The organism is Microbacterium profundi (assembly GCF_000763375.1).
GTDB classification, from domain to species: Bacteria; Actinomycetota; Actinomycetes; order Actinomycetales; family Microbacteriaceae; genus Microbacterium; species Microbacterium profundi.
Genome location: NZ_JPSY01000002.1, coordinates 115,447 through 135,163 on the forward strand (window position 1 = coordinate 115,447; position 19,717 = coordinate 135,163).

Here is a 19,717-nt window from a genome sequence, read left to right on the forward strand (position 1 = left end):
GTCTACCGTCCTCGGGTGTCACGGGCTCGCCGTCGTGGGCGGGGGGAGCGAAGGGTCGAACACCCGGGCGGAGCGGATGCTCCTGACCGGAAGCGTGCGTTCCACATCCGCTGCACGATCGCGGCCGCGCAGGCGACCGCCACCCAGGCCGCTCGCCTCCAGCAGCAGCTCGCGCGTCGATCCGTCCGGCATGCCGACCTCGACCAGCAGCACCGCCTTGGCGCGCACGGCGGCTTCGAGCTCGCGGTCGAGCCATGCCGCATCGGCGTCAGGACCCTGGTGAGCGCGCAGACGTGCGATGAGAGCGTCGTAGGACACGGCGCTCGCCTCCTCGGCTGCGGGCGCAGGATTGCGATCCACGACCTCCGGCTGCCCGTCGGCGCCGACGATCGTGGCGGGGTAGCGCGCATCCGTCAGCGCCCAGTACACGGTGTCGCGGCCGACCCGTGAGGTGAGTCCGGTGGCATCGCGCGACAGTCCCAGAGGGCGAAGGGACTGATCGACACCCATCGCGTCGAGCAGAGTGGCATCCGTGCTGCTGACCCGAGTGCGTCCGGAATCCGCCTCGGCGAACACGCGTACGAGGCCGTGGCGCTGCGCCGTCTGCGTGACGAGGTATTCCAACGGCTGGGGGATCCCCGTCAGTGAGAGCTGTGCGAGGAAGTCGAGGATGGATGCCGCAGTCTCCCCTGATGCGAGCGCGTGCGAGACGGACTCGGCGGTGAACCGGTACGACGAGGCCTGGGCAGCGGACTCACGGACGGCGATTGCGCGCAGACGAACGTCGAGAGCCGGCGAAAGCGGTCCGGGAGCGATCGCCGAGAGGTCGTTCTGCAGGAAGAGCCGATCCACCTCTGCCGGAAGCAGCCGCTGCAGAGTCGCGACCTCGGGCGCATGTCCTTCGCGGATCGGCACCGCCCATGCCGGCTCGCTGTCGCCCTCGGCGATCAGGCCGAGGATCCGCGCGCGGTCTCGGAGGGCTGCGCAGCGCTCCGGCCACGACGGATCCCACGGATGCTGGTGCTCCCACAACGGCACCGGAAGCCATCCGCCCGACGCCGTGCGCAGGCCGCGGGGGAGTGCGCGGCGGAAGGCGTCGGCGAGCCGCGTCCATCTCTCGGACGCGGTCAGTCGCAGCCAGGTGTCGCCGAGGGAAGTGGTGCGGAGTTGCCGATGCGCGGTGGTTACGAGCGCCGCATCGTCTGCAAGTGCGATGAGTGCGTCCATGATGTCGACGGGGAGGCCCGCATCCGCCAGCCGCCGCTTCTCGCCGGCAGCCAGATTCCCGCTGGTCAGAAGCGCCAGCGGCGTCTCCCTCGCCATCATGAGCAGGTCGGCGAGTGCCGCGACACTCGTGAAGGCGCGCTCTGCGGCGTGCGCCTCGGCGATCTCAGAGGCTGGCGCCGTGGCCGCGGCGCTGACGGTGGGAGGAACCGGGCGGTTCATGACGGCGTCGACGACGGGAGGCGAGGGGATGCCGTCGGGGCGAAGCAGCGCGAGTGCGATCAGCGACGACGATTCGCCCGTCGATCCGCCGGCCGGGCCACCGGTACCGCCGGCTGCATGGTCCACTGCGCGGCGCAGGGCAGTCGCCTCCGACAGGGTCAGGCGGGGCAGCATCCGCTCGATGGATGCCGGGTCGAGGAGCGCTTCCGCCGCATCGAAGAAGTCGGACCAGGATGGATCCGTGCGCACGCCATTCGCCTCGAAGAGGGCGGCCAGCTGCGAGTCGCTCGCAGCAGCCAGCCATACAGCGAGCGGGCGGGCATGCGTGCTCATCGTCAGGAGCGCTTGGCTGCGCGTCCCTTCCTCACGAAGCTCATCACCAGCAGCGCGATGATCATCGCGAATGCGAGCGGCAGACCGTACGGCGGGATCGCGACGATGAACGGCCAGATCCCGTCCGAGAAGGACTTCTGCGTCATGCCGGATGCGCTGCCGATGATGATCGCGAAGAAACAGATCACCGAGAGTGCGGCGAGCGTCAAGGCCGTGAAGGCGAGGATACGATCCAGGCGGCGGACGGGAAGGTCCGGTCCGGAATTCTGCGTGCTCATCCGTCTCAGCTTAGTCCCTTGAACACCGGTAGGCTGGTGGTGGGCGCGAATGCGCGCGCCTTCACACCGGCACCATCACACAGCGAGGTTCTCCATGCCCACCGGCAAGGTCAGGTTCTACGACGACGAGAAGGGCTTCGGCTTCATCGCCAGCGATGATGGCCAGGACGTCTTCCTGCACGCCTCCGCCCTGCCCGCAGGCGCGACAGTCAAGCAAGGTGCCCGCGTGGAGTTCGGCGTCGCCGACGGCAAGCGCGGACTCCAGGCGCTCTCGGTGCGGGTCCTCGAGGCTCCCGTCAGCCTCACGAAGGCGAAGCGCAAGCCCGCAGACGACATGGCGATCATCGTCGAAGACCTCGTGAAGCTGCTCGACAGCATCGGAGGGGACCTCCGCCGCGGACGCTATCCGTCCTCCGGTCATGGACGCAAGGTCGCAGCGATGCTGCGCAAGGTCGCCGAGGACCTCGATGCCTGATGCCGACGCACGCCTGATCGGCGCGCACGATCTCGCGCTCGCGGCGCTGCACGAGATCACACCCGCCTCGACGGTCGGCCCAGCAGCGGGCTACCTCGTCGAGGACGACGGTTCGGTGTCGTTGCGGTTCGAGAACCGGCTGCCTGGATACCCGGGGTGGTACTGGACTGTCACCGTCGCCCGCGTCGAGGATGCCGAGCCGACCGTACTCGAGGTCGAGCTGATGCCGACCGACGGCGCGCTTCTCGCGCCGGAGTGGGTGCCGTGGGCCGAACGACTCGCGGACTACCGCGCGCACCAGGTCGAACTCGCCGAGCAGGCCGCGGCTCTCGCGGCGGAGGCGGGCGAGGCGGCGGATGCCGCAGCATCCGGTTCGGACGACGACGGTGATGACGATTTCGATGCTGACGTCGACGACGACCTGGACGACGATGATGACGACGATGATGACGACGACGACGACGAGGACGGCGACCCGTCAGAGCCGCGCACGCTGCACGCCGGCGACCTCGACGGCGTCGACATCGACGAGCTCGACGACTCGGCTGACGACTCCGACGAAGACTCCGACGACTCCGACGAAGACTCCGACGACTCCGACGAAGACTCCGACGAAGAGGAATAGTCGCCCTTCGCGCGACACGCTTCGACAGTCGCTACACCGATCGATGTAGCGACTGTTGAAAGGTGTATCGCGCGCCGGCCTCAGGCGCCGGTGTTCTCCAGCACGTAGTCGATCGAGCGGATGAGCTGGCGCACATCGTCTGGCTCGATCGACACGAACGTCGCGACGCGCAGCTGATTGCGGCCGAGCTTGCGGTAGGGCTCCGTGTCGACGATGCCGTTGGCGCGCAGGGTCTTCGCGATGCCCGCCGCGTCGATGCCCTCGGCGAAGTCGATCGTGACGACCACGGGGGAGCGGTGCGCCGGGTCGGTGACGAACGGCGTCGCGACTTCGGATGCCTCGGCCCAGTTGTAGAGCGCCTGCGACGACTCGGCGGTGCGGGCGCCGGCCCAGGCCAGGCCGCCGCTCTCGTTGATCCACTTCAGCTGACTGTCGAGCAGGTGCAGCGTCGCCAGCGCCGGAGTGTTCAGGGTCTGGTTCAGACGTGAGTTGTCGACGGCGTTCTTCAGGCTCAGGAACTCGGGGATGTACCGATCGGATGCCGCGATCCGCTCGATCCGTTCGATGGCGGCCGGCGATACCGCGGCGAACCACAGACCGCCGTCGGAGCCGAGGTTCTTCTGCGGTGCGAAGTAGTAGACGTCGGCCTGGCTCACATCGATGTCGATGCCACCGGCTGCGCTGGTCGCGTCGATGACGGTGAGTGCGCCGTCGGCTACGACGCGCTCGATGGGCGCTGCGACGCCGGTCGATGTCTCGTTGTGCGGCCACGCGTAGATGTCGATGCCCTCGGCCGCCTCGGCGGCCACGAGCGAGCCAGGCTCGGCCGTGCGCACGTCAGGAGCATCGAGCCACGGCGCGCCTGCGGCCTTGGCGAACTTGCCGCCGAACTCACCGAAGGTGAGGTTCTGGCTACGACGCTCGATGAGGCCGAAGGCGGCGGCATCCCAGAATGCGGTCGACCCGCCGTTGCCGAGCACGATCTCGTAGCCGTCCGGAAGGCGGAACAGACTCGCGAACTGCTCGCGGACGCTGCCGACGAGGTTCTTCACGGGCGCCTGGCGATGCGAGGTGCCGAGGATGCTCGCCCCGGCAGTGACCAGCGCTTCGAGCTGCGCTGCGCGCACCTTCGAGGGACCGCAGCCGAAGCGGCCGTCTACGGGCAGGAGGTCACGGGGAATCTCGATCGCCATGCGTCGATTCTAGGGCCGCGGGGCGCAGCGATTCCCCCGTGTGACACGTACCCGCACCCAGTGGAGAATGTAGGCTTGCCTAAGAAGACCCGGAGGGCCTAATGACGGACTTGATCGACACCACGGAGATGTACCTCCGCACCATCCTCGAACTCGAGGAGGAGAACATCGTGCCGCTGCGCGCGCGCATCTCCGAACGACTCGGTCACTCCGGGCCCACTGTCTCTCAGACGGTCGGTCGGATGGAGCGCGACGGTCTCGTCGTCGTCTCGGAAGATCGCACGCTGGAGCTCACCGACGCGGGGCGACGCAAGGCTGTCAATGTGATGCGCAAGCACCGTCTGGCCGAGCGTCTGCTCTCGGACGTGATCGGTCTGGACTGGGCGTTCGTGCACGAAGAGGCCTGTCGCTGGGAACATGTGATGAGCGAGCAGGTGGAGCGGCGCCTCGTCGAACTGCTCGGGCATCCGACGGAGTCGCCGTACGGAAACCCCATCCCCGGACTCGATCAGCTGGGCGACATTCCAGCGCGCACGTTCGACGAGGGAGTGATCGGCCTCGTGAAGAAGCTCGATGCGGCGAACGAGCCGATCGAGGGCACGGTGCGTCGGCTGGCAGAACCCGCCCAGGTCGATCCCGAGTTGCTCGAGCAGCTGCGCGACGCCGGCGTCGTGCCGGGAGCGCACGGCAATTACCGCTTCAACGAGGGATATGTGCTGATCCAGATGGACGGCGTCGAGGAGGGGCTCGAGCTGCCCGTCGAACTCGCGTCGCACATCTTCCTGGTGGGCGCGCCAACCTGATCTTCGGCCGCGCTGCACCGCTCGAGCGACGCGTTCGGGAGATTGCCAGCGTCTCAGGGTGACAGAATCGTTATCTTCCGGTAACCTCGGTCAGGTCGTCAGTGAAGAAGCCCGCTGGCGGCATTCCCGCGAAGATCGCCTCACCGGCTCGTCCTCTCCGCGGACAATCCGCACAGAATGCCACCCGACAAGTGGCACGAGTAGCAGAGTGCAGACGAGCCAGCGCACCCGAAGCGTCGAGGCACTGGAGGATTCCCTTTTGGCCGCAGATATCGAACCGACCGCGAACACATCTGAAAAGTCTCTGAAGCGAAGCAGCAGTGCAGCGCCCCGCGACGTCGCGCGAAAGATGATCAAGCCCATGCGGTCGATCGCCATCTTCGGCGCCGTCGGCGCGCTCGTCGCGGCTGTCGCACTGCCCGCGTACGCCGCCTCGTCGACGCCGGTCGACGCCGCCGCCACGCTGCAGCAGGTAGCGGCAGGTGACGCCCAGTCCCTTGTCGTGGCCTCCGAAGCCACCGCCTCTCCGCTTGTTCGTTCGACGTACAGCGCGACCACGCAGGAAGAGATCGATAAGAAGAAGGCTGAAGAAGCAGCCGCGGCTGCTGCTGCCGCCGCTGCTGCAGCCGCCGCGAATGCGACTGCTTCGTCGTCCGGCGGCGGCATCGACATCGGCAGCTATGCACTCGTCTCCCCTGGCTCCGGTGAAGTGCGCTACCCGCTCCCGCGAGGTTCCTATACCGAGGCGCGTACTACCGTCGGGCCCGACAGCGGCGGACACCAGGGTGCGGACATGCTGGCCCCGGCGGGCACGCCCATCTACGCGGTGGCGGCCGGAGTGGTCAGGGTGTCGTCGGAGAGCTACTACGGCTACGGCGTCGGCATCACGATCGACCACGTCATCGGTGGGCAGAGCGTATCGACCACCTACGGGCACATGACCTACGGGTCCCGCCAGGTCTCGGCAGGGCAGACGGTGGTAGCAGGACAACTCATCGGAGCCGTCGGCAGCACCGGAAATTCCACGGCCAATCACCTCCACTTGGAGGTCAACGTCAACGGCAGTGTCCTCGAGCCCTACTCCTGGCTCGCTGCGAACGCCGGCTGACCATCACCGACCGGATCTGCGAGGCGACACACGTCTGAGTGTTCACTCGGCGTTTCGTCATCCGTCGGCGCGATGGGCTAATCTGATCCCGTCGTCGCACGGACGGGAGAAGCCGATGGAACGTATACCGAGCATCCGCACCATGGATGCGCTCGGTCGTTACGTTCTTCGGCATCGCCCGCAGGGATGCACCGATGTCGTCGTGTGCGAAAGGCGCTGTCTCTGAGACGGCGCCTTTTTTCGTCCCTGCGTAGATTCTGCTGTCTGTGTGACGTCGTGTGATTCGAGAGTGCCGGGAAGCCGTCCCGGCGGATCGAGAGGATGACGATGCGCACACTTGTTCTGAACGCCGGGTACGAGCCGCTCGCGGTGGTGTCCTTCAAGCGAGCCCTGGTGCTCGTGATGAATCAGAAGGCCACCGTGATCGAACGGGTGCAAGACGATCCCGTCTGGGGTGCACGCGGAGCGTACGACCGTCCGGCCGTCATCATCCTCCGCAGATACGTCCGGCTGCCGATGAGCAGACGTGTGCCTGTCACGCGGCGTGGAGTGCTGCGCCGCGACAACCACCGCTGCGGGTACTGCGGCAAGTCCGCATCCACGATCGATCATGTGCTGCCACGCTCGCGCGGGGGAGCGGACTCGTGGGAGAACCTGGTCGCCTGCTGCCTTCGCTGCAACAACGTCAAGAGCGACCGCACACCGCAGGAGATGCGGTGGGATCTGCGCTTCACCCCGCTCCCGCCGCACGGCACGGCGTGGACGGTGCGCGGAACGGAGCGCAGCGACCCCTGCTGGGAGCCGTATCTCGCGCTGGCGGCGTGACATCGTCCGGCCCTCAGGACGGATAGACTGAACCAGCCAGCCTCTGTAGCTCAATGGAAGAGCAGTTGCGTCCTAAGCAAACGGTTGGGGGTTCGAGTCCCTCCAGGGGCACCAGTTGCCGCTGTGAACGTGGCCGATGTCAGTCGGTCTCGTTCTCCACCTCGGTCTGGGGCCGACCTACGATGCCGATGCCGACCGCTTCATGGCTCGGTTCCGGATCCGTCCTGTCCGGTGCCTTCGGCTCTTCCCCCGGCTCCTTCTCAGTACTCGGTTCCTTCAGATCCTGGGTCGACGGCTCTTCTGCGTTCTCATGCGGGTCGGACTCGTCCACCGGTGCCGGTTCGACCTTCTCCGGGCCCAGGCCCTGGTCTTCGATGCCACTCATCCGCCGTCCATCCTCTCGATCGATCTGGATCTGTCAGAGTAGGGTCCCGCGGCACAGTGCACGACCCGGTTGACCGGAGCACCCGCGCGCGTTATACGCAATACGATGAGCGGGTGCAGACTCTCGACATCCTCGGCGTGGTCGGCGAGGCGATGTCGTGGATCGGTCTCGGAGTCGGCATCCCGCTGCTCATCGTCGCCGGCATGGTCGCGCTCGCCGAAGGGCGCTGGGAACGCGTCGACATCGCCGTCATCGAGCGCGACGGCGTTCCTTTCGCGCGCTGGTTCGCTCGCGGTGATTTCCACGAGCGACCATTGCGCGGATCCGAGTCGACCGCCGACGACTGGCACAGCGGCTATGTGAGCACCAGGAACCCTGAGAACGCACGGATCCATCCTCCGATGGCCAAGCGCGTGCTGCTCACGCTCGGCATCATCTTCGCCGTCGTCGGTGTGATCGGCTCGGTCGTGTCCTTCCTGCCGGCCTTCGTCTGAAGCAGCCGGCCGGGCAGCGTCAGTCCTCGCCGCGACCCAGCTTCGACGGCCACCAGATCCGTCGGCCGATGTCGTAGCTCAGCGCCGGCACGAGAAGCGAGCGCACGATGAACGTGTCGAGCAGCACACCGAAGGCGACGATGAAGGCCAGCTGTACGAGGAACAGGATGGGGATCACCGAGAGCGCCGCGAATGTCGCCGCGAGCACGAGACCCGCCGATGTGATCACGCCGCCTGTGATCGCGAGCCCTCGGAGCACGCCCTGCCTGGTTCCGTGAGCGATCGACTCCTCGCGCACCCGGGTCATGAGGAAGATGTTGTAGTCGATGCCGAGGGCGACCAGGAACACGAAGCCGTACAGCGGCACCGCAGGGTCGGCTCCTGAGAAGTGGAAGATCCCGTTGAAGACGAGTGCGGAGACACCCATCGCCGTTCCGAACGAGAGCACCGTGGTGAGGATCAGCAGCACCGGCGCCAGGATCGAGCGCAGCAGGAGCATCAGGATCAGCATGATCACGACGAGGATCACCGGGATGATCAGGTTGCGGTCGCGGATCGATGCGTCGTTCGTGTCGATAGCGGTCGCCGTGACGCCGCCGACGAGGGCGTCGTAGTCGGCGAGCTGGGTGCGGATGTCACGGACAGTGGATGCTGCGCCATCGGAGTCCGCGGCATCCGTCAGCGTGGCCTGCAGCATGATGTCGCCGTCGACGACCGTGGGATCCGGCGCAGGAGTGCCTGGAGGGCCCACTGCAGTGATCCCGTCGGCGGTCACGTTCGCGGTGCCGCTGGGGGAGTCCGACGCGGTGACGGCGACAGTATCCACACCGTCGTGCCCGAGCAGCACGTCGGCGACGTCCTGCAGCGAACCCTCGTTCACCACGACGTATGCGGGGCTACCGGATCCACCGGGGAAATGCTCGCCGAGCGCGACCTGGCCGTCGCGCGCCTCTGACGAGCCGATCACGAGGTCGGACTGCGGAACGCCTACGGCGTCGAGCTGTGTGACGCCGATCGCACCAGCCAGGAGTACGAGTGTCGTCGCGATCCAGATCAGCCGGGGGCGCCGCTTGATGAGCGATGCCAGCTTCGCCCAGAGGCCCTTCTTCGGCATACCGTTCTCGGCCGCCACGACCTCCGGCTCGAAGGCGGGGCGGCGCGGCCAGAACACCGCACGGCCGAACAGGAGCAGCATCGACGGGAGCAGCGTGAGCGCCGAGAGCATCGCGAAGAAGATGCCGATCGCCGCGACCGGCCCGAGCGTGCTGTTGGATTTCAGATCGCTCAGCAGCAGGCAGAGGAGTCCTGCGATCACGGTTCCGCCTGAGGCGAGGATCGGCTCGAACGAGCCCTTCCATGCGGCCAGGACTGCGGCGCCCTTGTCGTGGCTGATGCGCAGCTCCTCCCGGAACCGCGCGACGAACAGCAGTGCGTAGTCGGTGGCCGCGCCGATCACGAGGATGAACAGGATGCCCTGCGTCTGCCCGCTCAGCAGCAGTATCCCGGCCTTCGCCAGCCACCACACGGCCAGCAGTGCGACGCACAGCGCGAACAGGCTCGTCGACAGCACCACGATCGGCAGCAGCAGCGAGCGGTACACGAGGATCAGGATCACGAACACGGCGAGGAGGGCGACGCCGAGCAGCAGGCCGTCGATGCCGGAGAACCCCGCCACCAGGTCGGCGCTGAATCCTGCGGGCCCGGTGATGTAGACCTTCACGCCATCCGGTGCATCAGCCTGCAACTGTGCGCCGAGCGCCTTCGCGGCGTCGGCGAGCTCGGCATCGCTCTGGATGGGGATGAAGGCCTGAGCGGCCATGCCGTCATCCGATGCGATCGCAGGGGAGACCTCATCGCTGATGCCTTCCAGCGACGGTGCATCGGCCACGGCATCCGTTATCGTCTCGAGTTCGGCGTCGGTGAGCTCATCCTCGCCGACGAAGACCGCGATCGCGGGGATCGCATCCCCGTCGTTGAACTCGCCGAGCAGAGCCTGCACCTTCGTGGCGTCCGCGGAGGAGGGGAGGTAGCTGGTCTGATCGTTCGAGGACACCTCGTCGACCTTGCCGAACAGCGGTCCGCCGAGTCCGGCGCCGACCAGCCACGCGAGGATCAGCACTACGGGGATGAGCACGCGCGCCCATGAGCGGCGGCGGATGCGCACGCGCTCGGGTGAAGTACTGTCGTCAGTCATCTCATCCTCAATATAGTTAGCCTGGCGAGAAGAAAGCCTAGCATGAAGATAATGAGGGATATCATCGTGATCATGCCCTCCTCCGACGAATCCGAATCGCGAACCTTCGCACTCGGGTCGTCGATCTACCACGTCGACGTCAGCGATCCGAACGGTGAGCTCGTCGACCGTGCGGGCATGTCAGAGGGCGATATCAGCGAGATCAGTGACCTCATGCAGGCACTCGGCGAGCTCCGCGACGCCGAGCAGAAGCTGTCTGAAGCATCGCTTCGCTACATGAAGCTCAACCAGACGGACATGCGGGCGCTGCATTTCCTCATCGCTGTCGAGAACAGCGATGCGACGGCGACACCGGGTGCGATCGCTGCGCATCTCGGCATCTCGACGGCATCGACGACCAAGCTGCTCGACCGCCTCGAGCGCGGCGGTCACATCACGCGGTCACCGCACCCGTCGGATCGGCGCGCATTGGCGATCGCGATCACGCCCGAGACGCGGCGGTCTGCCATCGAGACGGTCGGACGGCAACATGCTCGCCGGTTCATCGCGGCGGCCAGACTGTCGTCGGAAGAGCGCGAGGTCGTCCGAAGATTCCTCGTGGACATGACGTCGGAGATCGCCCTCGGCGATGTGCCGTGGGCGATCTCCGAAGAAGAGTGATCAGAGCAGGTCAGTGCGCGGCGCGGTACGCGTCCACGATGGTGCCGGGGATGCGACCGCGTTCGGAGACGGTGTAGCCGTTCTCATTCGCCCATTCGCGGATCGCCGCCGTCTCGGGAGAGCCCGCCGCGCGTTTGCGCGATGCGCTTCCGCGCGAAGCAGACGCCGAGGACGCCCGACGAGCGGCCGAGACATACGGCTCCAGTGCTTCTCGGAATGCGTCGGCATTCTCTGAAGTCAGATCGATCTCGTAAGCCGTGCTGTTGAGAGAGAAATGGACGGTTTCGCCCTCTCCGATTCCCAGAACGGTTCCATCGATGTCGTCTACGAGCTGATGCACAATACGTCGGGCCATTTCGTCAGCATACGCGCCGGAGAATGCACCGACAAACGATTCAGATGCTATTCATGACCGGGGTCGATGAGTTTCAGACCGACGATGCATCCGACAAGTCCGAGCAGAAGAAGGATTCGCACCCACGAGATATCCGTATCTCCGGTGATCATGGCGTAGATCACCGTCAATGAGGCGCCGATTCCCACCCACACCGCATATGCGGTGCCGGTGGAGATGTCCTTCATCGCCCATGCGAGGCCGAACATCGACAGGGCGAGGCCGACGAAGAACACGACGCTCGGCCAGAGCTTGGAAAGGCCGTCGGACTTTCCCAATGCAGTCGCCCAGACTGCTTCGAGAACTCCGGAGACGATGAGAATGATCCACGACACGGTCTGCTCCTTCGGAGCCAGTCTTTTCGCTCTCCGGGTACTGGTTCACCTCGTCCGGTGCCGCAGATGGCGACATGATCAAGAATACCGGGCGAGCCTGTGCGATGTCAGGGCAGCAATCCCGCCCGCCGGGCCCGCGCGACAGCGGCGTGGCGGGTCGACGCATCCAGCTTCGACATCGCCGTGCCCAGATACGCCTTGACCGTCCCCTCGCGCAGTCCGAGCTGGGACGCGATCTCCGAGTTCGTCGCTCCGAGCGCGACGCATGCCAGCACGTCTGTCTCCCGGGGGGAGAGGCGGATGGATGAGATCGGACCGGTCGTGACGTCATGCTCGCCGCCCACGACGTCGAGCAGCCGGCTCTCCAGCCGGGCGAGCCGCTCTCTCAACGTCGCATCCGTGACATCGGCTGACACGCTGCGCAGCTCTGCGAAGCTCTCCCGCAGTTCTTCGAGCCTGGCCGGGGAGAAGCCCTGTGCGCGCGGCGCGAACGAGCGCATGCGGCGCTCGACCTCGTCGCGGATGCGGAGTTCGGATGCGACGGAATCGGCGACGGTCATCGCCGGTGCCGTGCTGACTCCGCCCACTGGGGTCTCGTGCCACGCCCCGGCGTAGAGCACGCCGCGAGAGCGGCCGCCCACGACGATCGGGATGGCGAGCAGGGTTCGCAGCCCCTCGCCGAGGACGAAGCCGTCGTAGTCGTGGGTGATCTGCCTGGAGGCTCCGTAGTCGCTGGTCATCCGGGGACGCAACTCGGTCATGGCACGCCCGCCGAGACCGCGCTCGGGGCGGACTCGGAGTCCCTCGAGACTGTGGGTGCGGTTGCCGACGATGCTGGTCACCGAGACGACGCCGTCTTCGAAGAGCCCGCCGAAGGCGACGGGGAATCGGGTGCGGCGGGACAGCTCGCGCACTGCACGAGCGACGAGATCTGTGTCTGCATCCAGTGTGATCGTGGTGCTCACCAAAGTACCTACTTTCGGGGGTGGACGACGCCGTGCCCCGTTTCGTAGCGTCGACCCTACCACTCGCACGGTGCCACCATGCGAGTTCCCGACATGTGGCAAGGAGGCCCCATGACCGACCGAATCGACTCAGAATCGGCAGGTGGAATCGACTACATCGCTGTCGAGGAATCACCTCGATTCCGGCAATTGAAGAAGACGCAGCGCTCGTTCATCTTCCCGATGGCCGCGTTCTTCCTGATCTGGTATTTCGTATATGTGCTGCTCGCCGCATTCGCGACGGATTTCATGGGCCAGCGGGTATGGGGAGATATCACCGTCGGACTGCTTTTCGGATTGGGGCAGTTCGTGACGACATTCGCGATCACCATGGGATACGTCTCGTTCGCGAATCGGAAATTGGATCCGAAGGCGCAGGAGATACGTGAGGAACTCGAGAAGGCGCAGGCTCAGGCATGAATGTCATCCCGATGTCCACCACGACCACAGCCGACAACAATCCGATCCTCAACATCGCGATCTTCGCAGCCTTCGTCGCGGTGACGCTGTTCATCGTCATCCGCGCAAGCCGGAACAACAAGACGGCGGCGGACTACTACGCGGCCGGACGTTCTTTCACCGGGCCCCAGAATGGCATCGCGATCGCGGGTGACTATCTGTCCGCGGCATCCTTCCTCGGAATCTGCGGTGCGATCGCGGTGAACGGATATGACGGATTCCTGTATTCGATCGGTTTCCTCGTGGCCTGGCTGGTCGCCCTGCTGCTGGTCGCCGAGCTGATGCGCAACACGGGCAAGTTCACGATGGCCGATGTGCTCTCCTTCCGCCTGAAGCAGCGTCCGGTGCGGATGGCTGCGGCCATCACGACACTCGCGGTGTGCTTCTTCTACCTGCTCGCACAGATGGCAGGAGCAGGCGGACTCGTCTCGCTGCTGCTCGGCATCGACGGACGGATCGGGCAGTCGATCGTGATCGGCGTCGTGGGCGTTCTGATGATCGTCTACGTGCTCATCGGCGGCATGAAGGGCACCACCTGGGTGCAGATCGTCAAGGCCGTCCTGCTCATCGCCGGCGCCGTCGTGATGACGATCTGGGTACTGGCGCTCAACGGCTTCAGCCTCAACACCCTGCTGGAGGCCGCGGTCGCGAAGTCGCCTGCAGGGGAGGCGGTACTCGCACCAGGGCTCCAGTACGGCGCGAACCCCTGGGACTTCCTCTCCCTCGGCATGGCTCTGGTGCTCGGCACGGCGGGGCTGCCGCACGTGCTGATGCGGTTCTACACGGTGCCGACCGCGAAGGAGGCGCGTCGGTCGGTGGTCTGGGCGATCTGGCTCATCGGCGGGTTCTACCTGCTGACGCTCGTGCTCGGCTACGGCGCCGGTGCACTGGTCGGTGCCGACGCCATCCTGGCCGCGCCCGGAGGTGTGAACTCGGCTGCGCCGCTGCTGGCTCAGCACCTCGGCGGTCCGATCCTGCTGGGCTTCATCTCGGCAGTCGCGTTCGCGACGATCCTGGCGGTGGTGGCAGGGCTCACGATCACGGCGGCGGCGTCGTTCGCGCACGACATCTACGCGAACATCATCCAGAAGAACCGCAAGAACGCCGACGGCACAGCCGCCGATCCGGATCCGAACGGGGAAGTCCGAGTCGCCAGGCGCACGGTGGTCGTCATCGGCATTCTCGCGATCCTCGGCGGAATCGGAGCGCAGGGGCAGAACATCGCGTTCCTCGTCGCATTGGCGTTCGCCGTCGCGGCATCCGCGAACCTGCCGACGATCCTGTACTCGCTGTTCTGGCGCCGTTTCAACACGCGCGGTGCGGTGTGGAGCATGTACGGCGGTCTCGGCTCGGCGATCCTGCTGATCGTGTTCTCCCCGGTGTTCTCGGGATCGGAGACGGCGATGATCCCCGGGATCGACATCGTGCTGTGGCCGCTGAACAACCCCGGCATCGTGTCGATACCGCTCGGATTCATCCTGGGCTGGCTCGGCACGATCACGAGCCGCACAGCGGAATCTCCGCAGCTCGCTGCCGAGATGGACGTGCGCTCGCTCACCGGGTTCGGCGCCGAGAAGGCGACGGAGCACTAGCGGAGATCAGCCGGAGCAGGAACCCCCGAAGGCCCACACCTCGGGGGTTCCTGTCGTCTATCGCTCCAGGTCGAGCAGATAGCGCTTGTGCTCGGGGTGAGCGCCGTACTGCCCCGGACTGCCGTCGGAGCGCACGACGCGGTGCACCGGCACGATGATCGAGAACGGCGTCAGCCGGCACGCGGTACCGACCGCGCGCGCCGCGCCCGGGCTTCCTGCGACCACGGCGACCTCGCCGTAGCTCATCGTCTGACCCCACTCGATCGATGCGATCGTCTGCAGCGCGGTGCGATGGAATCCGTCGATCAGGCGCCAGTCGAGCCGGACATGCTCGTCGAAGCGCACCGCGTCACCTGCGAAGTAGTCGTCGAGCAGATGCGCGAGTTCATCGGCCGCCCCCGGGTCGGGCACCGGCACCTCGTGGAGTCGGGCGGAGATGCCTTCCAGAAGCCAGGGAACGGTGGGATCGGACGACTCGGAAAGGTCGAAGCGTACGATCCCCTCGTCGGAGAAGACCACGAGTGCGTCGCCGAACGGAGTGGGGGCGAAGTCGTAGCGGAAGGTCATGACCCCATCCTGACGTGCGCGGCCGACGTCCGTGCGTTCGATGCCGCTGGTGGGGGAGAAGAGCCGATTCAGCCCCCGATGTGCAGGAAAAGTGGATCAATCCGGTGAAGCCCGCCCGGGATACCGGGAGTGCGCAGGCTCGGAGCCTAGTCTGTCCTGTGTGTGGCGACGTGAAGAGAAGGCCGCGGATGCCGCGGCAGCGGAAGCCGCGATGACTCTCGGCGACCAACAGGGCGACCAGACGGCCATCGTGGCCTGGCACATCGCCGACGCCGAACGCACCAGACTCCGCGCCGAAGCCGCCGATCTCGGTGGGCCATCGCCGTTGGTCACCTACCGCGACACGGTCGAGGGCGGCATCGACATCTCCCGCGCCCACCCCGGGAGCCTGCCGCAGTTCATCACCGGCAAATCGACTCTGCTCTCGAACCTGTTCCGTGACGAGGTCGGGCTGCGCACCGCACGCCTCGCCGCCGAGCGCATCACGGCCAAGCACACCGAACTGCGCACCGTGCGCGGCATCGAGGCCGTGCATCTCGCCGTCGGACTCGCCGGGTGGCGCATCGGCGGGGCGGACTTCGCCGCCCCTGTCCTGCTGCGCCCGCTCGCCATCCGCCGGCACCACACCGACTTCGAGCTGAAGCTGCAGGGCGCCTTCATCGTGAACCCCGAGCTCGTGCGCGTCACCCGCGAGCACTTCGGCATCACGATCGATGCCGATGCGCTTGCGGCACTCGCATACGACGGCGGGATCTTCAAGCCGCAGCCCGTGATCGACAGGCTGCGCGCGGCGACCCAGTCCATCGACACCTTCACCGTCCTGCCGCGCCTGGTCGTCTCGACGTTCGCAGACGTCGGCGCCGCGATGACCAGTGACGGCAGATCGCTGGATCACCCACTCCTCAACGCGCTCGCCGGCCACGTCGCCGACCGTGAGCAGGTCACGGCGGCCCGCCCCGAACCGCACATCACTAGTGCGGACGATCGCGCCCCCGCCTCGGACACCCTGCTGCTGGATGCCGATGCCGAACAGGAATCCGTGCTGACCCGCATCGCCGCCGGGCACTCGCTCGTGGTCGCCACGCTTCCTGGCACCGGCGGCACGCAGACCGTCATCAACGCGCTGGGCGAGCTGGTGCGCGCCGGCAAGCGCGTCCTCGTCGTCTCCGCTCGTCGCTCGACCCTCGACGGAGTGCGCCACAGGCTGGCGGGCATCGCCCTGGACAGTCTCGCGGTGTCGCCTGCCAGCGTCCGACGCGATCTGGTCCGCGCGATCGGGCGCAACGAGAAGGCGACCGCCCCCAAGGTCAGCGATGTGGACGATGCTCTGGTGCGCCTGCGCACGGTGCTGCGTGACTACCGCAAGGCGCTCACGGCTCCCGTGGCAGGACTCGACGTGTCTGTTCTGGACGCCACCCGCCACCTCGCCAGGCTCGCGTCGCTTCCGACGCCCCCCTCGACGACGGCGCGGCTGAGTACCGAGACGCTGCGTCGCCTCGCCGGTGACCGCACCGCGGCAGCTGGGGCACTGGTGCAGGCGGCACGACTCGGGGAGTTCCGCTTCGGTCCGAACGACTCGCCCTGGTACGGGGTGAGCTTCTCCAGCACCGAGGCTGCTCGCTCCGCGCATGAGCTGGCCGGCAGACTGCACGCTTCGAGCGTCCCCGCCCTGCTCGAGCGCGGCTACGAGCTCATCTCCCAGACGCATATGCGCCCGTTCGCGACGATCGACGAACTGGGGGAGTACTTGCGGCTGATCGAGGGCATCCGCGATTCGCTCGACCGCTTCAGCCCGACCGTGTTCGAGCGGCCACTGGGCGAACTCATCCAGGCTCACGGCTCGCGGCGCGACTCGCCCGGCATGTCCGGCGCGAACCGGCGTCGTCTGCGCCGCCTCGCCAAGGAGTATGTGCGCCCAGGTGTGCACATCACCGAGATGCACGAGGCTCTGCTGCGCATCCAGCAGCAGCGCACGCAGTGGCAGCGCTTCGTCGACGCGGGTGTCGCCCCGGAGATCCCGCTCGGCCTCTCCGACGTGTACGGCTCCTGGCAGCGGGTCAGCGCTGAGCTGGCGGAGCTCGACGTCGCCCTCGGCAGACGTGAGCCGTTGGCGACGCTTCCCGTCGAGCGGCTGGTGCGCACCCTCGCCGGGCTCGCCGCCCGCTCGGATGTGTTCGACAACCTGGTCGAGCGTGCGACCATCCGGGACACTCTCGCGACGCTGGGGCTCGAGCCGCTGCTTGCGGAGCTCTCCGTGCGTCACGTCGCCGAGGATCAGGTCGCGGAGGAGCTGGAGTTCGCCTGGTGGCAGTCCCTGCTCGAGCGCGCGCTGCAGGACGACCGTGCCCTGCTGGGCGCCAACACCGCGGTGGTCGACCGGCTTGAGCGCGACTTCCGCCTCGTGGACGAGGCGCACGCGTCGATGGCGGGCCCACTACTCGCATGGCAGCTGGCCAATCAGTGGCGCATCGCGATCGTCGACGAGCCCACCGAGTCCCAGCATCTGCGGCGTGCGCTCACGCAGGGAGTGCCGTCGACCGCAGAGATCATCAGTGCCGCGCCGACGCTCATGAACGTGCTCGCCCCCGCGTGGATATCTTCGCCGTATCAGGTGCCGGAGATCCCCGACTCGGTGGAGTTCGACGCTGTGATGCTGGTGGATGCTGCGGCCATCAACCTCGCCGAGGCCGCGCCCGCGATCCGCAGGGCGCGCCAGGTGGTCGCGTTCGGCGACCCGGTCACCCAGCGCCCGACGCCGTTCGAGGTCGCTGTCGACGCCGATCGCGAATGGGAGGCGGAGGTTCCGTTCGACGACGTCTCGGTGTTCGAGCGCCTCGCCGAGCTTCTGCCGGTGATGACGCTCACCCGCAGCTACCGCGCCGGTGGCGAAGACCTGGCGGAACTCATCAACGACGCGTTCTACGGCGGCGAGATCATCTCCCTGCCGTGGGCAGGTTCGTACCTCGGGCGCGGCAGCCTCACCGTCGACTACGTCGAGGGCGGCGTCGGCGCACCGGATCCGATCTCGGGCGCTGTCGAGAGCCCTGACGCCGAGGTGGCCCGCGTGGTCACGCTCGTGGTCGAGCACGCCGTGCATCGCCCGTCCGAGTCGCTCATGGTCATCACGGCGAGTGCGCGTCATTCCGAGCGCGTCCGCGCGGCGGTCACCAGTGCGTTCGCCGGCCGGTCGGACGTCGCCGACTTCGTCGGTCGTTACACGGCGGAGCCGTTCGCCGTCCTCACCCTCGAGGAGTCGGTCGCGGAGAGCCGAGACCGCGTGATCTTCTCGCTCGGCTACGGCCTGACCAAGCATGGCCGTGTGCTCAGCGATTTCGGTGACCTGTCCACACCGGACGGTGAACGGCTGCTGACCGTGGGAATGACCAGGGCGCGACGTTCGATGGTGCTCGTGTCGTCCATCCGCCCTTCGTCCTTCGACGACGGACGCCTGGAGCACGGCGCATCCACGCTCATGTCCATCCTGGGCGGACTCGCCGCACGCGGGCGCGACTCTCGTCTCGAGGATCTCGCTGATCCCCTCACCCTCGCTCTCGCACGCGAACTGCGCAGGCTGGGCGCCTCGGTCGACGTCGACTACCGCGGTCTGCTGCCGCTGGTCGCGCAGCACGGCGGCAAGGCCGTCGTCATCGAGTCCGACCCCGAGTCACGTGGAGAGTCGCTGCGAGAGACGCTGCGGCTGCGCCCGCACGTGCTGCGCCGGCTCGGATGGCATTATGTGCGCGTGCATGCGTTCGACCTCTACAGCGACCCCGTCACGGCGGCGTCGCGTATCGCGGCGGTGCTCGGCATCGCGGAGGACACCGTGCGCTCCGACACGGACACGCAGCCGATCGACCTTCCCGGCGATGCCTGACGCGAAGTCGAACGAACCGGCCCGCCAGCGCATCGTGCGGGTTCCGGGCAGCAGGCGTGCCCGGCTCACCCCGGCACCTGACACCGACCCTTCGCCGGACGTCGTGACGAATCCGGCGCGTACGAGGAAACCCCATGGCGACGCCGGCCCGAACGACGCACGCCTGCGCGACGACGTGCCACCGCACTACTGACGGACAACAGCAGGAAGCCCCCACCTCCCGAAGGAGATGAGGGCCCGGGCAGCTGCTCCGGTCAGCTCAATGCATCCCTGCGGAGCGCGTCGCGGATCTCGATGAGCAGTTCCTGCTCGGTCGGCAGGGTCTCCTCCTCGACCGCGGGGTTGCGTGCAGCCTGGCGCTCCTTGTACTTGTTCATCGGCACGACGAACACGAAGTACACGACCAGCGCGACGGCGAGGAAGCTGATGATGGCCGAGATCAGATCGCCGATCGGGAATGTGACCTCCTGGCTGTAGATGCCGGTCATCTGAATGCCGATCTCACCCGTCGCACCCGCGTCGAAGAACAGCGAGACGAGTGGGGTGATGATCGCTGAGACCACAGCGTTGACGATCGCTGTGAACGCACCGCCGATGACGACGGCCACAGCAAGATCGATGACATTGCCCTTGGTGATGAATTCCTTGAATCCCTGGAACACGGGAACCCCCA

21 protein-coding genes, 1 tRNA gene and 1 riboswitch are annotated in these 19,717 nt (G+C 66.8%); of the genes, 12 read left to right on the forward strand and 10 right to left on the reverse strand.

The genetic code is table 11. The features are described from left to right. Positions 1 to 18: 18 nt before the first annotated feature. Both JF52_RS0111080 and JF52_RS0111085 read right to left on the reverse strand, forming a co-directional pair. Positions 19 to 1,779 (reverse strand): helicase-associated domain-containing protein, encoded by a 1,761-nt coding sequence (locus tag JF52_RS0111080; RefSeq protein ID WP_052166981.1) that lies wholly within the window; start codon positions 1,777 to 1,779, stop codon positions 19 to 21. A 2-nt stretch (positions 1,780 to 1,781) separates the two neighbouring features. Beyond that, the gene (locus JF52_RS0111085) at positions 1,782 to 2,057 is read right to left on the reverse strand and encodes a hypothetical protein (protein ID WP_033106667.1); all 276 of its coding nucleotides are present in this window, start codon (positions 2,055 to 2,057) and stop codon (positions 1,782 to 1,784) included. A gap of 94 nt (positions 2,058 to 2,151) precedes the next feature. Between JF52_RS0111085 and JF52_RS0111090 the strand changes: the two genes are divergently transcribed. Further along, positions 2,152 to 2,532 carry a cold-shock protein gene (locus tag JF52_RS0111090; RefSeq protein ID WP_033106668.1) on the forward strand — a complete coding sequence of 127 codons (381 nt, stop codon included), beginning with the start codon at positions 2,152 to 2,154 and terminating at the stop codon, positions 2,530 to 2,532. After that, positions 2,525 to 3,157, forward strand: coding sequence for a DUF3027 domain-containing protein (locus tag JF52_RS0111095; RefSeq protein WP_033106669.1), 633 nt, complete (start codon positions 2,525 to 2,527; stop codon positions 3,155 to 3,157). The genes JF52_RS0111090 and JF52_RS0111095 overlap by 8 nt, the downstream gene beginning before the upstream one ends. Before the next feature lie 80 nt (positions 3,158 to 3,237). Here the strand turns inward: JF52_RS0111095 and serC are convergent, their stop codons facing one another. Beyond that, a complete protein-coding gene (gene serC / locus JF52_RS0111100; RefSeq protein WP_033106670.1) occupies positions 3,238 to 4,350 on the reverse strand; it encodes a phosphoserine transaminase in 1,113 nt (370 codons plus the stop codon). Between the two features lie 101 nt (positions 4,351 to 4,451). Between serC and JF52_RS0111105 the strand changes: the two genes are divergently transcribed. The 4 genes from JF52_RS0111105 (at position 4,452) to JF52_RS0111120 (ending at position 7,200) form a co-directional block, all read left to right on the forward strand. Further along, complete coding sequence (locus JF52_RS0111105; protein WP_033106671.1) at positions 4,452 to 5,153, forward strand: metal-dependent transcriptional regulator; 702 nt, start codon at positions 4,452 to 4,454, stop codon at positions 5,151 to 5,153. Positions 5,154 to 5,514: 361 nt separating this feature from the next. Continuing rightward, positions 5,515 to 6,261 carry a M23 family metallopeptidase gene (locus tag JF52_RS0111110; RefSeq protein WP_033106930.1) on the forward strand — a complete coding sequence of 249 codons (747 nt, stop codon included), beginning with the start codon at positions 5,515 to 5,517 and terminating at the stop codon, positions 6,259 to 6,261. A 327-nt stretch (positions 6,262 to 6,588) separates the two neighbouring features. Next, positions 6,589 to 7,086, forward strand: coding sequence for an HNH endonuclease (locus JF52_RS0111115; protein WP_033106931.1), 498 nt, complete (start codon positions 6,589 to 6,591; stop codon positions 7,084 to 7,086). Positions 7,087 to 7,125: 39 nt separating this feature from the next. Further along, positions 7,126 to 7,200: transfer RNA gene (locus tag JF52_RS0111120), tRNA-Arg, on the forward strand. 25 nt (positions 7,201 to 7,225) lie between these two features. On the opposite strand, the gene JF52_RS0111125 is transcribed toward JF52_RS0111120, so the two are convergent. Beyond that, positions 7,226 to 7,471 carry a hypothetical protein gene (locus tag JF52_RS0111125; RefSeq protein ID WP_052166982.1) on the reverse strand — a complete coding sequence of 82 codons (246 nt, stop codon included), beginning with the start codon at positions 7,469 to 7,471 and terminating at the stop codon, positions 7,226 to 7,228. Positions 7,472 to 7,584: 113 nt separating this feature from the next. On the opposite strand from JF52_RS0111125, the gene JF52_RS0111130 reads away from it, so the two are divergent. After that, positions 7,585 to 7,965: a hypothetical protein gene (locus JF52_RS0111130; RefSeq protein ID WP_033106672.1), complete on the forward strand. Its 381-nt coding sequence runs from the start codon at positions 7,585 to 7,587 to the stop codon at positions 7,963 to 7,965. 19 nt (positions 7,966 to 7,984) lie between these two features. Here the strand turns inward: JF52_RS0111130 and JF52_RS0111135 are convergent, their stop codons facing one another. Next, entirely contained in the window at positions 7,985 to 10,159 is a 2,175-nt protein-coding gene (locus tag JF52_RS0111135; RefSeq protein ID WP_033106673.1) for an MMPL family transporter, read from the reverse strand. A gap of 72 nt (positions 10,160 to 10,231) precedes the next feature. On the opposite strand from JF52_RS0111135, the gene JF52_RS0111140 reads away from it, so the two are divergent. Beyond that, on the forward strand, positions 10,232 to 10,819 hold the full coding sequence (locus tag JF52_RS0111140; RefSeq protein WP_033106933.1) for a MarR family winged helix-turn-helix transcriptional regulator: 588 nt from the start codon (positions 10,232 to 10,234) through the stop codon (positions 10,817 to 10,819). A 10-nt stretch (positions 10,820 to 10,829) separates the two neighbouring features. Here JF52_RS0111140 and JF52_RS0111145 read toward each other — a convergent pair whose 3' ends face one another. The 3 genes from JF52_RS0111145 to JF52_RS0111155 form a co-directional block, all read right to left on the reverse strand. Next, a complete protein-coding gene (locus JF52_RS0111145; RefSeq protein WP_033106674.1) occupies positions 10,830 to 11,174 on the reverse strand; it encodes a histone-like nucleoid-structuring protein Lsr2 in 345 nt (114 codons plus the stop codon). A gap of 47 nt (positions 11,175 to 11,221) precedes the next feature. Next, positions 11,222 to 11,548, reverse strand: a complete 327-nt coding sequence (locus JF52_RS0111150; RefSeq protein WP_033106675.1) for a DMT family transporter — start codon at positions 11,546 to 11,548, stop codon at positions 11,222 to 11,224. A gap of 11 nt (positions 11,549 to 11,559) precedes the next feature. Then, positions 11,560 to 11,627, reverse strand: a riboswitch (guanidine-III (ykkC-III) riboswitch). Positions 11,628 to 11,655: 28 nt separating this feature from the next. Beyond that, positions 11,656 to 12,513 (reverse strand): LuxR C-terminal-related transcriptional regulator, encoded by an 858-nt coding sequence (locus JF52_RS0111155; protein WP_033106676.1) that lies wholly within the window; start codon positions 12,511 to 12,513, stop codon positions 11,656 to 11,658. A 111-nt stretch (positions 12,514 to 12,624) separates the two neighbouring features. Between JF52_RS0111155 and JF52_RS0111160 the strand changes: the two genes are divergently transcribed. Next, entirely contained in the window at positions 12,625 to 12,972 is a 348-nt protein-coding gene (locus JF52_RS0111160) for a DUF485 domain-containing protein (protein WP_052166983.1), read from the forward strand. Then, positions 12,969 to 14,603 (forward strand): solute symporter family protein, encoded by a 1,635-nt coding sequence (locus JF52_RS0111165; protein ID WP_033106677.1) that lies wholly within the window; start codon positions 12,969 to 12,971, stop codon positions 14,601 to 14,603. Before JF52_RS0111160 ends, JF52_RS0111165 begins: the two co-directional genes overlap by 4 nt. A 57-nt stretch (positions 14,604 to 14,660) precedes the next feature. On the opposite strand, the gene JF52_RS0111170 is transcribed toward JF52_RS0111165, so the two are convergent. After that, complete coding sequence (locus JF52_RS0111170; protein WP_033106678.1) at positions 14,661 to 15,170, reverse strand: methylated-DNA--[protein]-cysteine S-methyltransferase; 510 nt, start codon at positions 15,168 to 15,170, stop codon at positions 14,661 to 14,663. 211 nt (positions 15,171 to 15,381) lie between these two features. Here JF52_RS0111170 and JF52_RS0111175 point away from each other — a divergent pair, with 211 nt between their 5' ends. Both JF52_RS0111175 and JF52_RS0111180 read left to right on the forward strand, forming a co-directional pair. Then, on the forward strand, positions 15,382 to 19,044 hold the full coding sequence (locus JF52_RS0111175; protein WP_052167019.1) for an ATP-binding protein: 3,663 nt from the start codon (positions 15,382 to 15,384) through the stop codon (positions 19,042 to 19,044). Continuing rightward, positions 19,037 to 19,237 carry a hypothetical protein gene (locus JF52_RS0111180; protein WP_033106679.1) on the forward strand — a complete coding sequence of 67 codons (201 nt, stop codon included), beginning with the start codon at positions 19,037 to 19,039 and terminating at the stop codon, positions 19,235 to 19,237. The genes JF52_RS0111175 and JF52_RS0111180 overlap by 8 nt, the downstream gene beginning before the upstream one ends. A gap of 61 nt (positions 19,238 to 19,298) precedes the next feature. On the opposite strand, the gene mscL is transcribed toward JF52_RS0111180, so the two are convergent. After that, entirely contained in the window at positions 19,299 to 19,706 is a 408-nt protein-coding gene (mscL, locus tag JF52_RS0111185) for a large conductance mechanosensitive channel protein MscL (RefSeq protein WP_033106936.1), read from the reverse strand. Between the last annotated feature and the right edge of the window lie 11 nt (positions 19,707 to 19,717).

Bases quoted from the DNA above. Each gene is read 5' to 3' on its own strand.
- JF52_RS0111125 (WP_052166982.1), bottom strand. From the start codon at position 7,471: ATGAGTGGCATCGAAGACCAGGGCCTGGGCCCGGAGAAGGTCGAACCG.
- JF52_RS0111140 (WP_033106933.1), top strand. From the start codon at position 10,232: ATGCCCTCCTCCGACGAATCCGAATCGCGAACCTTCGCACTCGGGTCG.
- JF52_RS0111080 (WP_052166981.1), bottom strand. From the start codon at position 1,779: ATGAGCACGCATGCCCGCCCGCTCGCTGTATGGCTGGCTGCTGCGAGC.
- JF52_RS0111180 (WP_033106679.1), top strand. From the start codon at position 19,037: ATGCCTGACGCGAAGTCGAACGAACCGGCCCGCCAGCGCATCGTGCGG.
- JF52_RS0111090 (WP_033106668.1), top strand. From the start codon at position 2,152: ATGCCCACCGGCAAGGTCAGGTTCTACGACGACGAGAAGGGCTTCGGC.
- JF52_RS0111095 (WP_033106669.1), top strand. From the start codon at position 2,525: ATGCCTGATGCCGACGCACGCCTGATCGGCGCGCACGATCTCGCGCTC.
- JF52_RS0111175 (WP_052167019.1), top strand. From the start codon at position 15,382: ATGACTCTCGGCGACCAACAGGGCGACCAGACGGCCATCGTGGCCTGG.
- JF52_RS0111165 (WP_033106677.1), top strand. From the start codon at position 12,969: ATGAATGTCATCCCGATGTCCACCACGACCACAGCCGACAACAATCCG.
- JF52_RS0111105 (WP_033106671.1), top strand. From the start codon at position 4,452: ATGACGGACTTGATCGACACCACGGAGATGTACCTCCGCACCATCCTC.
- JF52_RS0111145 (WP_033106674.1), bottom strand. From the start codon at position 11,174: ATGGCCCGACGTATTGTGCATCAGCTCGTAGACGACATCGATGGAACC.
- JF52_RS0111085 (WP_033106667.1), bottom strand. From the start codon at position 2,057: ATGAGCACGCAGAATTCCGGACCGGACCTTCCCGTCCGCCGCCTGGAT.
- JF52_RS0111160 (WP_052166983.1), top strand. From the start codon at position 12,625: ATGACCGACCGAATCGACTCAGAATCGGCAGGTGGAATCGACTACATC.
- serC (WP_033106670.1), bottom strand. From the start codon at position 4,350: ATGGCGATCGAGATTCCCCGTGACCTCCTGCCCGTAGACGGCCGCTTC.
- JF52_RS0111135 (WP_033106673.1), bottom strand. From the start codon at position 10,159: ATGACTGACGACAGTACTTCACCCGAGCGCGTGCGCATCCGCCGCCGC.
- JF52_RS0111110 (WP_033106930.1), top strand. From the start codon at position 5,515: ATGCGGTCGATCGCCATCTTCGGCGCCGTCGGCGCGCTCGTCGCGGCT.
- JF52_RS0111115 (WP_033106931.1), top strand. From the start codon at position 6,589: ATGCGCACACTTGTTCTGAACGCCGGGTACGAGCCGCTCGCGGTGGTG.
- JF52_RS0111170 (WP_033106678.1), bottom strand. From the start codon at position 15,170: ATGACCTTCCGCTACGACTTCGCCCCCACTCCGTTCGGCGACGCACTC.